The sequence below is a fragment of the Hoskinsella mucinilytica genome, assembly GCF_045223415.1.
GTDB lineage: Bacteria > Bacillota_I > Bacilli_A > Erysipelotrichales > Erysipelotrichaceae > Hoskinsella > Hoskinsella mucinilytica.
The window spans coordinates 42308-56802 of record NZ_JBEQZJ010000001.1 but is presented as its reverse complement, the minus strand read 5'-3'; the positions used below and the strand labels follow the sequence as shown (position 1 = coordinate 56802).

10 protein-coding genes are annotated in these 14495 nt (G+C 35.3%); 1 reads left to right on the top strand and 9 read right to left on the bottom strand.

Going from position 1 to position 14495, the window contains the following annotated elements:
• Positions 1 to 16: 16 nt before the first annotated feature.
• The gene (locus UGRO018_RS00245) at positions 17 to 871 is read right to left on the bottom strand and encodes a sigma-70 family RNA polymerase sigma factor (protein WP_416324438.1); all 855 of its coding nucleotides are present in this window, start codon (positions 869 to 871) and stop codon (positions 17 to 19) included.
• 182 nt (positions 872 to 1053) lie between these two features.
• On the opposite strand from UGRO018_RS00245, the gene UGRO018_RS00240 reads away from it, so the two are divergent.
• On the top strand, positions 1054 to 6594 hold the full coding sequence (locus UGRO018_RS00240; protein WP_416324437.1) for a diguanylate cyclase domain-containing protein: 5541 nt from the start codon (positions 1054 to 1056) through the stop codon (positions 6592 to 6594).
• 43 nt (positions 6595 to 6637) lie between these two features.
• On the opposite strand, the gene UGRO018_RS00235 is transcribed toward UGRO018_RS00240, so the two are convergent.
• The 8 genes from UGRO018_RS00235 to UGRO018_RS00200 form a co-directional block, all read right to left on the bottom strand.
• Entirely contained in the window at positions 6638 to 7285 is a 648-nt protein-coding gene (locus UGRO018_RS00235; protein WP_416324436.1) for a CBS and ACT domain-containing protein, read from the bottom strand.
• A gap of 4 nt (positions 7286 to 7289) precedes the next feature.
• On the bottom strand, positions 7290 to 7994 hold the full coding sequence (locus tag UGRO018_RS00230) for an ABC transporter ATP-binding protein (protein WP_416324435.1): 705 nt from the start codon (positions 7992 to 7994) through the stop codon (positions 7290 to 7292).
• Position 7995: 1 nt separating this feature from the next.
• The gene (locus UGRO018_RS00225) at positions 7996 to 8772 is read right to left on the bottom strand and encodes an ABC transporter ATP-binding protein (RefSeq protein WP_416324434.1); all 777 of its coding nucleotides are present in this window, start codon (positions 8770 to 8772) and stop codon (positions 7996 to 7998) included.
• Between the two features lies 1 nt (position 8773).
• Positions 8774 to 9733 (bottom strand): branched-chain amino acid ABC transporter permease, encoded by a 960-nt coding sequence (locus UGRO018_RS00220; RefSeq protein WP_416324433.1) that lies wholly within the window; start codon positions 9731 to 9733, stop codon positions 8774 to 8776.
• 4 nt (positions 9734 to 9737) lie between these two features.
• On the bottom strand, positions 9738 to 10616 hold the full coding sequence (locus UGRO018_RS00215; protein ID WP_416324432.1) for a branched-chain amino acid ABC transporter permease: 879 nt from the start codon (positions 10614 to 10616) through the stop codon (positions 9738 to 9740).
• Positions 10617 to 10722: 106 nt separating this feature from the next.
• Positions 10723 to 11910, bottom strand: a complete 1188-nt coding sequence (locus UGRO018_RS00210; protein WP_416324431.1) for an ABC transporter substrate-binding protein — start codon at positions 11908 to 11910, stop codon at positions 10723 to 10725.
• A gap of 193 nt (positions 11911 to 12103) precedes the next feature.
• Positions 12104 to 13507 carry a hypothetical protein gene (locus tag UGRO018_RS00205; protein ID WP_416324430.1) on the bottom strand — a complete coding sequence of 468 codons (1404 nt, stop codon included), beginning with the start codon at positions 13505 to 13507 and terminating at the stop codon, positions 12104 to 12106.
• Positions 13476 to 14465, bottom strand: coding sequence for an ATP-binding cassette domain-containing protein (locus tag UGRO018_RS00200; protein ID WP_416324429.1), 990 nt, complete (start codon positions 14463 to 14465; stop codon positions 13476 to 13478). Before UGRO018_RS00200 ends, UGRO018_RS00205 begins: the two co-directional genes overlap by 32 nt.
• Positions 14466 to 14495 lie beyond the last annotated feature (30 nt).

The following is a 14495-nucleotide window of genomic DNA, read 5'->3' as shown; positions in this document are numbered from 1 at the left end:
GTCATTTTTCCTTATGCTAATTATCATGATAATAAAAATCTTTTAGTCCTTCCTTTACACTCTTATTCCCGAGTTTACGCATTGCTTTGCTTTCGATCTGACGAACACGCTCTCTGGTTATGCCATATATTTTTCCGATATCCTCTAAAGTCATAGGTGCTTCTCCATTCAGTCCATAACGACGAATGATCACATCTTTTTCCCTATCCTTCAAAATCGATAATGATTTTTGTACCGTTTCTTTGATATAAACATTATCAGCATTTTGCTGTGGAGTCATGGTTCCCTCATCCGATAACATATCACCTAAACTAGTATCGCTGTCATCATCGATCTGCGCATCTATAGAAACTGTACTTTGAGCAAAGCCCATCAATTCATATACTTGGGTACAACTCATATTGCATTCTTTTGCGATCTCTTCGATGGTAGGTTCTCTTTGTAGCTCTTTCATTAAATGATCAATGGTTTTTCGTACTTTAAATTCACTTTCAGCTACATGGACCGGAATATGGATGATCTTTTCTTTATCCAAAATATAGCGAGTAATATATTGGCGAATCCATTGCGTAGCATAAGTGGAAAACTTAAATCCCTTTCGCCATTCGAATTTTTCAACTGCTCTGATCAATCCTAAATTCCCCTCTTGAATCAAATCCATGAATGGGATTTGATAATGATGATACTGTTTGGCAATATTCACAACTAGCTTTAGATTGCAATTGATAAAGTATTCTTTTGCGTCCTTATCCCCTTCCTCTATTCTTTTAAAATATGCAATTTCCTCTTCATGTGTTAGTCTTGGATATCCTCCGATAGAATTCAGGTAACTTTGTACATTACCTCGGATGGATTGTGAGCTTTTCGCCATACTTCCACCTTCTTTCACAGCACCTTATCTGATTTTATTCTAACCCATTCCAAATGCAAATACAAGAACTACAATAACGTATCAAAAAGAAAAATTGGTGAAAAAAAGCTGTTTCTTCAGGTTTAATGGTATAATAAAAAAAGAAAGATATGACAATCACAGAGATTGGAAGGAAGGTCATTATGGAAGCACAAATCATAGATCATAAAACAGCTCCTTTAGGCGGTGTTTTTGACTGCTGTTATGACAAATACTTTACTTTATTGTACGCAGATGAATCGCTTTTTCAATACTTAGGCTATACAAAAGAAGAATTCAAGACCCTTTTTCAGAATCATTTGATTGAGGTCATTTATAAAGCAGAACGTCTTAACATTATGAAAGAAATCGAAGCACAGGTAAAAGCAGATAAGGTTTTTATGTATGAAAATAGATTGGTCTGTAAGGATGGTTCTCTCAAGTGGGTTTGGATCAGCGCACAACTTGTATATTCAGGACACAAGCCTCATTTTCATTGTATTTTTCATGACATTTCAGAAGAAAAATCATCTCATGAAAAATTGGCGATCAATGAGAAACGGTTTCAAATCGTCTTATCACAAACGCAAGATATCGTATTTGAACAAGACTGTATTACAAACCAAATTTATTATTCAGAAAACTTTGAGAAAAAGTTTGGCTATCAAGTACCTACAGATAACTTTCCAGTCGCTATGATGAAAGCAAAGATCATTCATCCAGATGATCAATCTGCGTTAGCAATCGCATTTCAGTCCCTTCATCACGGCGCAGATACCATGATGTGTGAATATCGGTTAAAATATCGAAATCAAGGGTATCGTTGGGTAGAAGCAAGTGCGACCGCCATACGGGATAAGTCCGGTAACATCTTAAAAATCGTTGGTATTATCAAAGATACTCATGAGAAAAAAGAAGCTATTCTTCTTTCTCAAAAAGAGGCCACACTGGATCCCTTGACAGGTCTTTACAATCGTAAAGAGTTTATGAAACGTTTCAATGAATTTATACAAACCACCCCTCTTGCGCTTATTTTAATTGATATTGATGATTTCAAAGAAATCAATGATACATTGGGACATTTAGAGGGAGATCAAGCTTTATTGGAAGTCGCAGATGGATTACGTAACATTTTTTCAAATGACCTTGTAGCTAGATTTGGCGGTGATGAGTTTGTCATTTGTATTCCTAATTTACTTGATCAAGAAAACCTCAGACACAAAATCAATCAACTGCAGACTTTATTTCAGAAAAAAGTCCTTATAAATTCTCCTTTTACAGTCAGCTGTAGCATTGGTGTCAGTATGTATCCACAACATGGAGATACTTTTATGACACTGTTTGATAAAGCAGATATTGCTATGTACCAAGCAAAGAAAAACGGAAAAAACCAATATTGTTTCTTCAATGAAAAGCTACATCCATTTCACCAATTACCACAACCTGTCATGAAAAAATCCTTTCATGACCATATCATTGAAGAAATCATACAAATCGTCTTAACACATCCTAAAAACGAGGATGCCATCCCTATTCTATTAAGAAAAATCGAACAATTCATAGACTGTGATCGTATCACCGTCTATGAAAACGGGAAAAAATGCTATGGCTATGCTCGTAATGATTCCTATCAATTAGTACAGGATGATATACATGATATCTTAAAAACGATCAACTTCTTTGAAGATACACTCATTGACTATAACGATGTTGATGCCATTGAAAACCTTAAGATAAAGCAATGGTTAAAACAGCGACAAGCGAAAGCTGCTATTTTATCTTCGTTCCTAAGTGAGGAACAAAAACATATCTTTATTTGTTATGAGGATTGTCAAAAGAAAAGAGCAGGTCTACAAGAAATCAGATATTCCCTAAGCATCATCAGTAACATCATTCATGTATTGATGACAAGAGAACAAGCACAACTCACACTCGAGCAAACAGAAGCAAAACACATTCAATTCCTTATGGAACATGCACCCGGTAACATGCTTGTTTACTATGTTCAAGATGGATTCCCACTCTATTTTATCAGTGAACATCTCCTGACACTACTTGGTTATGAAAACGAAAAAGAATACCAAGAAGCTATACATGGTTATACGATTAATAGCATTTATCAACAAGATAGAGTGAATGTAAAACAACAAATACAAGAACAAATCAACGCAACCGGGGAATATGATCTACAATATCGTTTGATAAAAAAAGATGCTTCCTTCTTTTGGGTTAGGAATAGAGGCAAACTGATGGAAACCTCCGATCATAAAAAAGCCATTCTTTCCAATTATCTGGATATCACAGCTGAAGTATCCTATCATCATCAACTTCAAATTTATCAAAATGCCAGCAATGGCGGAGCTTTTATCAATGCCATGGATGAAGGATTTTCATTATTATATGGTAATGATAAATACTTTGAAATTTATGAAATGGATAAGCATCGCCCCGAAGAATATGACCAATGTATCAAACGGATCCATCCAGATGATGTTACCATGGTGAAAGACACTTTAACAGAAGCTTTTGCACAACAAGAACCTTTGGTTTCTTTAGAATTCAAAGCGGTGACTGCCAAAGGAAACACAAAATGGATATCACTTCACGGAACTTTCGAATATCGTGATGGCCAATGGACAATGAATGGTTTTATCCTTGATATCACAAAAGAATATCTCTTAAAAAAAGAAGTTAGTCATAAAGAAATGGTTTATCGCACCGCTTTAAATCAAATGCATATCAATGTTTGGGAATACAACATCAAAGAAAGCAGTTTAAAATTAAGCAGTTATCATAAAAACACTTTACAAGATTTTATCGTCCATGATATTCCTCAATCCTTGATCGATCAAGGATGGGTTCACTCATCCAGTGTAGAAACGATCAAAGAATTATATCAAAAACTAAAAGAAGGCATCCCTAACATTCAACGTGATATTTTAATCAAAGGTCAAGATGATAACAGCTGGCATTGGGAAAGAATCAAATATCAAATGTTGTATGATCAAAACGGTTTGCCAAGTATTGCTGTAGCAGTAGGTGAAGATGTCACTAGAGAAAAACATATTCAAAAACAATATCTACAAGAGCTCCAATATCAATTGGCACAAAACAAAGATCAAATTGCCAGTTTTCAATGTAATCTCACAAAAAATCATGTAGTTTCTATCAAAGGAAATCAAGTTCCCATCCAAAAGCATATTACTTATGATGAGTTATTAGAGCTACATACACAATTTATTGCTAGTAAAGAAGATATTCTAAGATTTGATAAGGTCATGAATAGAAAAGCTATTTTAGAAGCATTTTATAGAAAGGAAACATTCTTAACCTGTGATTTTCGCCGTAAAGATGTAAATGGCAAATTGTATTGGTGCCGTGCCATTAGCAAATTGATGATAGATGCCAAAGGCAGTGACCTTTATTTGATCGGTATCCTTCAGGATATGGAAGATAATAAAAGAATGGAACAACTGATTGAGAATAAAGTCGTGAAAGATCCAATCACACACCTCTATGATAAACGTACATTCGAACAAATGTGCCAAGCAGCATTAAGCCATCCTTCTACAAAAACGCCATGTGCCTTAATGTTATTTCAAGTCGCATCCATGAAGGAAATGGAATTATTACATCATCATCAAATCGATCTTTTACAAAAAGAGCTTGCGGCTCACTTATTGATTGCATTTTCAAAAGATGCCTTTATAGGTCGCTTATATGCAGATGAATATGCGGTATTCCTTTACGGTAATTTTGATTTTGAAAATCTTCAACAAAAAGCAGAAGAAATCAGACGTTTCATTTGTAGTTCCTTACAGTTAGATACCAACTACGAATTCCATATTTATTGTGGTATTTCTATGGAAGAACAACCTCATACTTATCTTGACTTGTATGAGAAAGCAAAATCCGCATTACAGCAAGCAAAATATTCAAAGACAAACCAAAGCATTATTTATCAAGATGCCTCCATCCAACCTTTGCATCTAAAAAAAGAAGAAAGAGGGCTAGATACTGTATTATTAAGCATTGCTTCTTCCTTTGGAAATCAAGGCATTTTACAAGCTTTAAAAGAAATTCAAACCTATTATGAGGCTGATCGTGTTTATCTTTCCAGCTTACTTGATGATCAAACCTTCTATGAAGTTGTTGCTCAACAAAAGACAGCCTTCAAGCCTCATCGTGAGTTACTTCATTTAGATTATTTGAAGAAACAAACACATAGCAATGCTCATACATGGACAAGTTCACATGATCTCTTTATGATAAGACCAACGAATCATAACTTTAAAGACCCACTTACAAGTTTTACTGCTATGTCCTTACTAGACCATGACGTGCAAATAGGCCTTCTCTGTATGGAAAACGCTACACAACATATAGAACAGCTATCGTTATTTCAGATCTTAGGCAATGTTTTAGCGTTAGAGCTTATGAAACTTTCTTTACAAAATACGAAAGCAACGATCCTTCAGTACGATTCATTAACCGGTGTTTTAAATCGAGATAGCTTTCGTCAATATCAAAAGAATATCAAAGAAGATATTCTAATATCATTGGGTGTTTTATCTATCGATATCAATGGATTGAAAAGCTTTAATAACACCTATGGTATGAATCAAGGAGATCATCTTGTCTGTACATTAGCAAATAAATTAAAAGAAAGCTTTCAAGAGCATCATATATATCGCATATCAAGTGATGAATTTCTTATCATTATGGAAAACATCTCTTATGAAGCATTCCAAAAGAAAGTATCTGGCTTCAAACAAAGTATTCTCAGCTTTCCTTATGCTGCAGTCGGATCTTCATGGGCAGAGAAACAAATTTCATTAGATAATCTCATACGTAATGCAGAGGAACAACGCTTTTTAGATAAACAAATCTATTATAATACTTCTCCACAAGATGATTATAAGAATAGGTTAAATGATACTATGAAAGGACTACGAGTTGCCTTAGAAAACGGCAAATTCGTTATGTATCTACAACAGAAAGTAGACAGTAACAATGATCTCGTTATAGGAGCAGAAGCATTGATACGTTATCAAGATGATACCCACGGCTTGGTAAGTCCAACAAAATTCATACCACTTTTAGAACGAATGGGGCTTGTTCATTATCTCGATTTCTTTATCTTTGAACAAGTTTGTCAATTATTGGTACAGTGGAAGAAAAAAGGAATCACGTTGATTCCGATTTCCTTAAATTTCTCCAGAGTTACCTTATTAAGTAATCAATTGGTTCAACATATGAATGAAATTATCGATCCCCTTGGGTTAGAACATGATCTCATTGAAATTGAAATCACGGAAAACATGGGAGAAATAGAACGAAACACGATCATCACAATGTGTAAAAGTATCAAGTCAGCAGGTTATCATTTGGCATTAGATGATTTCGGGACAAAATACAGCAACATTGCCATCTTATCTGATATCGTATTCCATACCTTGAAATTCGATAAGGGATTGATCGATTACCTTGTTGGAAATGACAATTCACGTATGATCTTAGAAAGTATCATTGGTTTATGTAAGAAACTGGATATTTACAATGTAGCTGAGGGTGTAGAAACAAAAGAACAAATGGAAATTTTAAAAGAGTTGGGTTGTACGTATATTCAAGGTTATTATTACAGTAGACCCGTTCCAGCCAGCGCTTTTGATTTCTCACACAACTATCATGCGACCAGAAAATAATAAAAACGTGTTTATTTTTGAAAAGTAAACACGTTTTTTTAATTTAATTTGGATTTTTTGTAATACTTAATACCTTATATCCATTGGCCTCAAGATCACGTTCCAAAGCATCTGTTTGGAACGTATCGATACGAATGATCATATCCGCAAAACCATTATGCTGAGAATAAACACCTAAATGCGTGATATTACAATCATTTCTCACAAAGATTTCAGAAAGATTACCGATGGTTCCTAATTCATCTTTGACTTCAATGCATACTCTGCTTCCTTTTTCTCGATATCCAAGAATATCTAAGAAAGAACTTAATACATCATTGCTTGTTAAAATTCCAACGACATCATTATCATCATTTACTACAGGAAGACATCCGATATCATGTTTGTACATTAACAATGCGGCATCTTCCAAAAATGCATTCTCGTGAACTGTGATCACATTACGGATCATGATAGCATCCACTGTTGTTTTACTTAATAAATAATTCAATTCATAAATGCTAAGGCTAGTTGCCTTGGTAGCACCATTTTTGGAAATCATGCCTTCTGTTACCAAACCGACAAGTTTCTTTCCGTTTACAACGGGAATACGGTGTAGTTTTTTTTCATTCATGATATCGACGACTTCACTAATCTTATTGTTTACACCAATACAAATAGGATTTTTCGTCATTCTGTTTCTTACATACATGGTTTTATCCTCCTAAGTACGCCTTCTGAATTTCTTCGCTTTCCGCAAGCTCTTTTCCGGTACCACTCATCACTATTTTTCCGGTTTCCATGACATAAGCACGTGTTGCGATAGAAAGTGCCATACGTGCATTTTGTTCTACCAATAATACTGTAGTTCCTTTATCATTGATATCCTGAATGATATTGAAAATCTCCTTTACCAGAATAGGCGCAAGCCCCATACTTGGTTCATCCAATAAAAGAATCTTTGGACGAGCCATCAAAGCTCTACCCATTGCAAGCATCTGTTGCTCACCACCGGATAAGGTACTTGCATCCTGATTCATACGTTTCTCAAGAATCGGAAATCTACGATAGATATCCTCTAGGTCAGCTTTTATACCATCTTTATCCTTACGAAGATAAGCTCCCATAATCAGATTTTCATATACGCTCATTCCGGGAAAAATATGTCTTCCTTCCGGAACCTGAGTGATTCCTTCTTTTACAATAGCTTTTGCACTCGTTTTATTCAGTGACTTTCCTAAGAACATGATATCACCACTTGTCTTTTTCAGCAACCCACTAATGGATTGAAGTAGTGTCGTCTTTCCTGCACCATTTGCGCCAATCAAGGAAACAATTTCCTCTTCCTTTACAGTTAAGGATACGTCTTTTAATGCGTGAATGACACCATAGTGGACATTTAAATTTTTTACTTCTAACATATTAAATATCCTCCCCTAAATATGCCTTGATCACTCGTTCATTTTTCTGAATTTCTTGAGGAACACCATTGGCGATACATTTACCATAATCAAGTACATAAATACGTTCACAGATTTTCATAACCAATGACATATCATGTTCGATCAATACGATCGTAATATGGAAATCTTCTTTGATCTGATGAATCAAATCCGTTAATTCTTTTGTTTCCTGTGGATTCATACCTGCCGCAGGCTCATCTAAAAACAGAAGTTTTGGATGAGTCGCCAATGCTCTGGCGATTTCTAAACGACGCTGTTCTCCATAAGGAAGATTTTTAGATAATTCATCTTTTTTCTCATATAGATTTACAACTTTCAATAACTCTTTGGCTTCATAATCGATACGCTCTTCTTCTTTATAGAAATTCGGAGTACGCAATATAGCTTGTAAAGTTCCATATTTTACATTTTTATGCATTGCGACCTTTACATTTTCCAATGCGGTCATATCTTTAAATAATCGAATATTCTGAAAGGTACGAGCAAGTCCAAGACGTGTAATATGATATGGCTTTTTACCGCCAATACTCATCATTTCTCCATCCACATTTAATTCAATGGTGCCTTCACTTGGTTCATAGACACCTGTTAATAAATTAAAAAGGGTTGTTTTTCCTGCACCATTTGGTCCGATAAGACCAATCAGTTCTTGAGGATTGATTTCCATATTGATATTGGATACTGCACAAAGTCCACCGAAATTCTTCGTTAACCCCTTTACTTTCAATAAGCTCATCTTACTTTACCTCCTTTTTCTTTGAAAATCTTTGAAAGAGTCCAGATAAAGTAAATTCCTTGGTTCCCAGCAATCCTTTTGGTCTAAATACCATGATTGCTACCAAAGCGACACCGTAAATAATCATACGGATATCGGTAAATTGCTGTAAATACATATTAATAAAACCTAAGGCAATGGCTGATATGATAGAACCGGTAAAGCTTCCCATTCCACCAAATACGACGATAATCAAAATATCTACAGATTTTGCCCAAGTAAATAAGTCCGGTTTCACAACATAGAAGTTACATGCATATAAAGCACCTGCAAGACTTGCAAGTATTGCCCCGATGATAAATGCAATTGTTTTATATTTTGTTGTATTGATTCCCATAGCTTCACTTGCAATTTCATCTTCTCGAATGGAAATGCAGGCACGTCCAGGAGCACTTCTAGAAAAATTCATAACGATCAAAATGGATACAACGATGCAAACGATCAACAATCCCCATGTCGTAAGCTTAGGAATACCGAATAATCCGGCAGCACCATTTGTAATTTCCATATTCTGTACAACAATACGTACAATTTCAGAAAACCCAAGAGTTGCGATTGCTAAATAATCTCCCTTTAAACGCAAAGTTGGGATAGCTACTACCAATGCAACAAGCGAACTGATGATTGAGCCAATAACAACTCCGATCAAAAATCCGGGAAGTGTTGGATTATCGATCGTAATGATTGCTGCAGCATAAGCACCGATACACATAAAACCTGCATGTCCCAAAGAGAACTGTCCGGTTACTCCGATGATCAAATTCAAAGAAATCGCTAAAATGATATTAATTCCAATCGTATATAAGGTACTTTGATAATATGCATTGATAACATTTCCGGTTACAAGGAATGTTAAAATACTTAAAATAACAGCCGTAAATACGATCCAGGCAATGTTTAATTTTGAAAAGATATATTTCATAAGCCTACACCTTCTCTTTCACATTTTTACCAAGCAAACCTGCTGGTTTGATGACTAATATCAAAATCAAGATAGCATACACAACTGCATCTTTGTACAATGAACTTCCATAAGCAGTCACCAATGATTCCACGATACCAATAAAGAATCCACCAAACATTGCGCCCGGTATAATACCGATACCACCGAATACTGCAGCTACAAACGCTTTGATACCCGGAATCATTCCCATCAAAGGATTGATGGAATTATAATATAATCCAACCAGAACACCTGCAGCACCAGCCAATGCACTACCAATCGCAAAGGTTGTTGAAATAGTTGCATCAACATCAATGCCCATGAGTCTCGCTGCATCTGCATCTACGGAAACTGCTCGCATGCTACGTCCCATTTTTGTTTTTCTTACGATAAACTGTAACAAAATCATCAATACGATGGTAATAACCAATATGTAGATTTGCTGCATCTTAATCTGGATACCAAATAACGTGATAACTTCATTTCCCAAAGTCGCAGGAAATGGTTTCGCATTCGGTCCCATGATCTTTTGTGTTCCGTACTCTAGAATATAACTAACACCAATTGCCGTAATCAATGCCGCAATTCTTGTTGCATTACGCAAAGGCTTATAAGCAATACGTTCAATGATCACACCAATCACAGCGCATAAAACCATCGCTAAGATCAATGCTGTAAAAAAGCCAAGATGGAAATAAGTAATTGCACTGAAGCCGATAAATGCTCCTAACATATAAATATCCCCATGTGCAAAATTGATTAATTTGATGATTCCGTAAACCATAGTATAGCCTAAGGCAATCAAAGCATATATACTACCAATCGATAGCCCATTAACCAATTGTTGTAAAAACTCAGTCATAACTTCACCCCTTCATTTGAAAAAAATTAATGTTTAAACATAAAGATAGGAGAAAGAAGGCTCTTTCCCCTATTTATTTTACATGCTTTTCATTCAATTGTCTAACTTATTTGTTTGGATCAACCTCTACAGCTTCTTTCTGTTCACCATCAATTAGTTTTACAACCAATGCCGTTTTCTTAGGAGTATGAGTTTCATCAAAAGTAAATGATCCAGTTACACCTTTAAAGCTGATCTTGTCCATTGCAGCCTTTACAGCTTCAGCATCTGTAGTTCCTGCTTCTTCATATGCTTGAATTAATAAGTTTGTAGAATCATAAGCAAGTGCTGAGAACATGCTTGGATCTTCATTATATTCTGCTTTATATGCTTCGATAAATGCTTTCAACTCATCAGATGCTCCGACTGTTGTATATGCTGTTGTAAAATAAACATCATTTAAGTATTCTTTGTTTCCTGCTAATTTAGAAAGGTCAGATGAATCAAAACCATCTCCACCAACGATAGGAACATCAATACCCATTTCACGAGCTTGTCTGATAATAGAACCTACTTCATTATAATAACCTGGAATGTATAGAACATCAGCACCAGAATTTTTGATTTTTGTCAAAGAAGCATTGAAATCAGTATCTCCTGATACATAGTTGCTTTTAGATACGATTTCTCCACCTTTTTCTTGAAATTTCTTTTCAAATGCTGCCTCTAATCCTTTCGCATAATCACTTGTACTATCACTTAAGATTGCCGCTTTTGTTTTTCCTAATGTGTCTTTTGTATAGGCAGCCATTGCAGCTCCTTGATATGCATCTTCGAAACATACACGATAAACATAATCATATACATCTCCGTTTTTCTTTGTTGTAACACCTGTCTGAGTTGCTGATGGTGAAATAACAAATACTTTACTATCAGTTGCTAAATCATAAATAGCTGCAGATGCTCCTGATGTTGCAGGTCCGATAAATGCTTGAACACCATCAGAGGAAAGCATTTTCTGTCCTACAGTTGTAGATTCACCTGCATTAGATTTATTATCGCCCTCTACTGTTGTGTATGTCATTTTGTTATCTTTGTTTTCTTTTGCCTGTTTTAATGCAAGTTTGACACCATTTAGCTCAGTTTGCCCGTACGTAGCATTTTGTCCGGTAATTTCAAAATTAAGTCCGATCTTAACCTCATTACCATTTGCATTTCCTGAATCTCCACCAGATGAATCACTACCGCAAGCGGTCATGGTAAACGCCATCGCTGCGCATGCCGCCATTGCTACATATTTCTTAAAATTTCCCATAGTATTAGCTCTCCTTTTCTACCTTTATTTTCCTCAAAATAATCAATATTGTGAAATTGATTAACATTATTATAGCGCATTATCCCTCTTTTGCAAGTATTTTCTGCAACTTTTTTCACAAATTTTCACAAATTTCTGTAATTTATTTCAAACTGCGAATTTCCTAAGAAAAAAAGGCTTTTTCGCCTTTTCTTCATCCATGATATTTACTCATCCTTCTACGACTTAAATAACTTTTTAAAGGTTTATAATAATACAATAGAACAGCAGGTACAAGGAGGAATAAAAACCGTCCTATTAATGTATTACCAAATAGCAACAGAACTCCCAACCATGGGTTTCTAGCAGAATAGATACCATAAACATCTTCTCTGCGAATCAAGATACCATCCGCTGACTTTGTCTTTTGTGTATCCACAGTTAAACGTTGCATTTTTTTATCGATATCCAACACATAGCCTGTATGAGTTTCACCATTGAAACTATAAAGTATGATATCCTCTACCTTGATCTCATCTGTACGTTCAATAGCTCTAAAAAACACCAAGTCATTGCAATTGATATCCGGTTTTAAATCATCATTTTCCATGACATAAGCAATTTGTCCAAACAACTCTGATTTTTTCTCAGGTGAGGCTGAGGAAACAAATAGCATAAACAAATTAATCACGATACTTATGATAATGGCAGCCGTAAAGGCAATGAGTACCAGCTGATCTAATCCCTTATGATGCTGGCTTTTTATAAACTGATTTACAACATCTTCATAGCTATCTTGTTTCGGTATTACAATACGTTCTCCATCATCCAGATCCATGTCTTTTTCATAAAAGGGGAAATTTGTATACTGTGAGATTTTTCTGGCACGGATGATTAGGGTGATCAGACATATGATAACAACAATCAAAAAGTACAGTAGATAATTAGAATGACCAAAGTAATCAAACAGATGGGTAATGTTCTGTATGTTCACCGGATTACTAATTAAATGATAAAATCCACTGTTTAAACGCAATAGCCAAATGATAACTGCGCTTAAAATGATAACGATTCTTGCATCACGTTGCTCAGTGATAAACAATGAGCAAACCATTGTAACTACGGAAACAAAGATGATATCCACTAAGCCCACGATATAGAGCGATATGAGATAATTCACAATAAATGGATATTGCATCAGCATTGTTAGAAGGATCGTGACAACGTATCCTATGGAGTAATAGATTATAATTTCCTTTAATCGAAGCAATAACTTTGTCAATGTCATCTTCAATGGATCGTATCCGTTGATTGCCAAAGTATACCACTTATTTGCTGATATCTCCGCAAAAGTAAGAAAATCATAGTAGCGAATCATATAAACGATATACATAATGAATGCGATCAAGATGTATAGGCTTATCGTTGAAAAATAACTTGGCATCATGTATTGTGGAAAACTTGTTGTTAAGACACTGCGTGTCAATGTCTGTAGTGTAAGATGGAGTAAAAAAGAAATGAATCCAACCAAAATACCATAACGAATGATATTCTGATTTTTCTCTTTTTTCTCTATATAAGATAATCTATGATTGGTTTTCTTTTCGACTTTGCTCATGCTGATATCTTATTTCCTTCCACGCATTTTCTACACAATATGGATGCTGTTCTACAAATTTAGGATAATAATAGTGCTTTCCTAAAGTTGCACAAATCAGATCATAGGCAGCGAAATTGTGATTACGATCCCAGATCTCTAATGTATTTCCTTCCCTTCGATACTCATACTGTGGACAAACTTCCATCAAATAAGTTTCCATCTCTTTTGCCCTTTCATCCTTAATGACAGCGCTCAGATGATCCCAAGTCGAAATAAATTCATCCACTTTTAAATTACATAAGAATCTACCATCATAAAGAGGTGCAATATGAGTTGCACATGCTTCAACCATCCGATAATCAAAAGATGAAAAGATAAGTGTACGTTTTTGCATTTGCAACTCCTGACAAATCATTTGTATCGCTAAAATACATTTCTCATCATAATATAGTCTAGCAAGATTCCAAATGATCAATTTGCTTTCCGTATAATAGCCTGCAACTAATTCTACTACGCTTTTCTCAGATGGTGATAATGTAGCAATCTCTCTTGACGATAAATCTATCAAATTCATATCCTGCAAATCTTTGGTAATGCGTTGCTTCCTTTCATCCGCACTACCTGGCTCCTTTGCTGTTATGAATAGGAGATACTCCAAAACAGTCATGTTTTGAAACATCATGTTGGTACTACCGATATAGTAGACATGTGGCAAAATCAACCGTTTTTTGCGCATCATCCCTGTCTCATTCAAAACGCATCTACCATCTTTATATGGTCTGGCATTTGCGATAATTTCAAGCAATAAACGAACTTCAAATGCTCGATTACCGATAATAGCCCAGACTTCACCTTCCATAGCCTCAAAATTAAGGTCTTGGAAAACCTGGATTGGTTGCTCATCGCCTTTTTGGTAAAATTCCATACTAGCGACATGCTCCATTAAAACACTTTGTTTTTTCTTATGTTCTTCCATAAGCCACACCCGTTCTTTTTCATATAGATG

Coding starts and splice junctions, on each gene's coding strand:
- UGRO018_RS00245 (WP_416324438.1), bottom strand. CDS start 871: ATGGCGAAAAGCTCACAATCCATCCGAGGTAATGTACAAAGTTACCTG.
- UGRO018_RS00240 (WP_416324437.1), top strand. CDS start 1,054: ATGGAAGCACAAATCATAGATCATAAAACAGCTCCTTTAGGCGGTGTT.
- UGRO018_RS00235 (WP_416324436.1), bottom strand. CDS start 7,285: ATGTATGTAAGAAACAGAATGACGAAAAATCCTATTTGTATTGGTGTA.
- UGRO018_RS00230 (WP_416324435.1), bottom strand. CDS start 7,994: ATGTTAGAAGTAAAAAATTTAAATGTCCACTATGGTGTCATTCACGCA.
- UGRO018_RS00225 (WP_416324434.1), bottom strand. CDS start 8,772: ATGAGCTTATTGAAAGTAAAGGGGTTAACGAAGAATTTCGGTGGACTT.
- UGRO018_RS00220 (WP_416324433.1), bottom strand. CDS start 9,733: ATGAAATATATCTTTTCAAAATTAAACATTGCCTGGATCGTATTTACG.
- UGRO018_RS00215 (WP_416324432.1), bottom strand. CDS start 10,616: ATGACTGAGTTTTTACAACAATTGGTTAATGGGCTATCGATTGGTAGT.
- UGRO018_RS00210 (WP_416324431.1), bottom strand. CDS start 11,910: ATGGGAAATTTTAAGAAATATGTAGCAATGGCGGCATGCGCAGCGATG.
- UGRO018_RS00205 (WP_416324430.1), bottom strand. CDS start 13,507: ATGAGCAAAGTCGAAAAGAAAACCAATCATAGATTATCTTATATAGAG.
- UGRO018_RS00200 (WP_416324429.1), bottom strand. CDS start 14,465: ATGGAAGAACATAAGAAAAAACAAAGTGTTTTAATGGAGCATGTCGCT.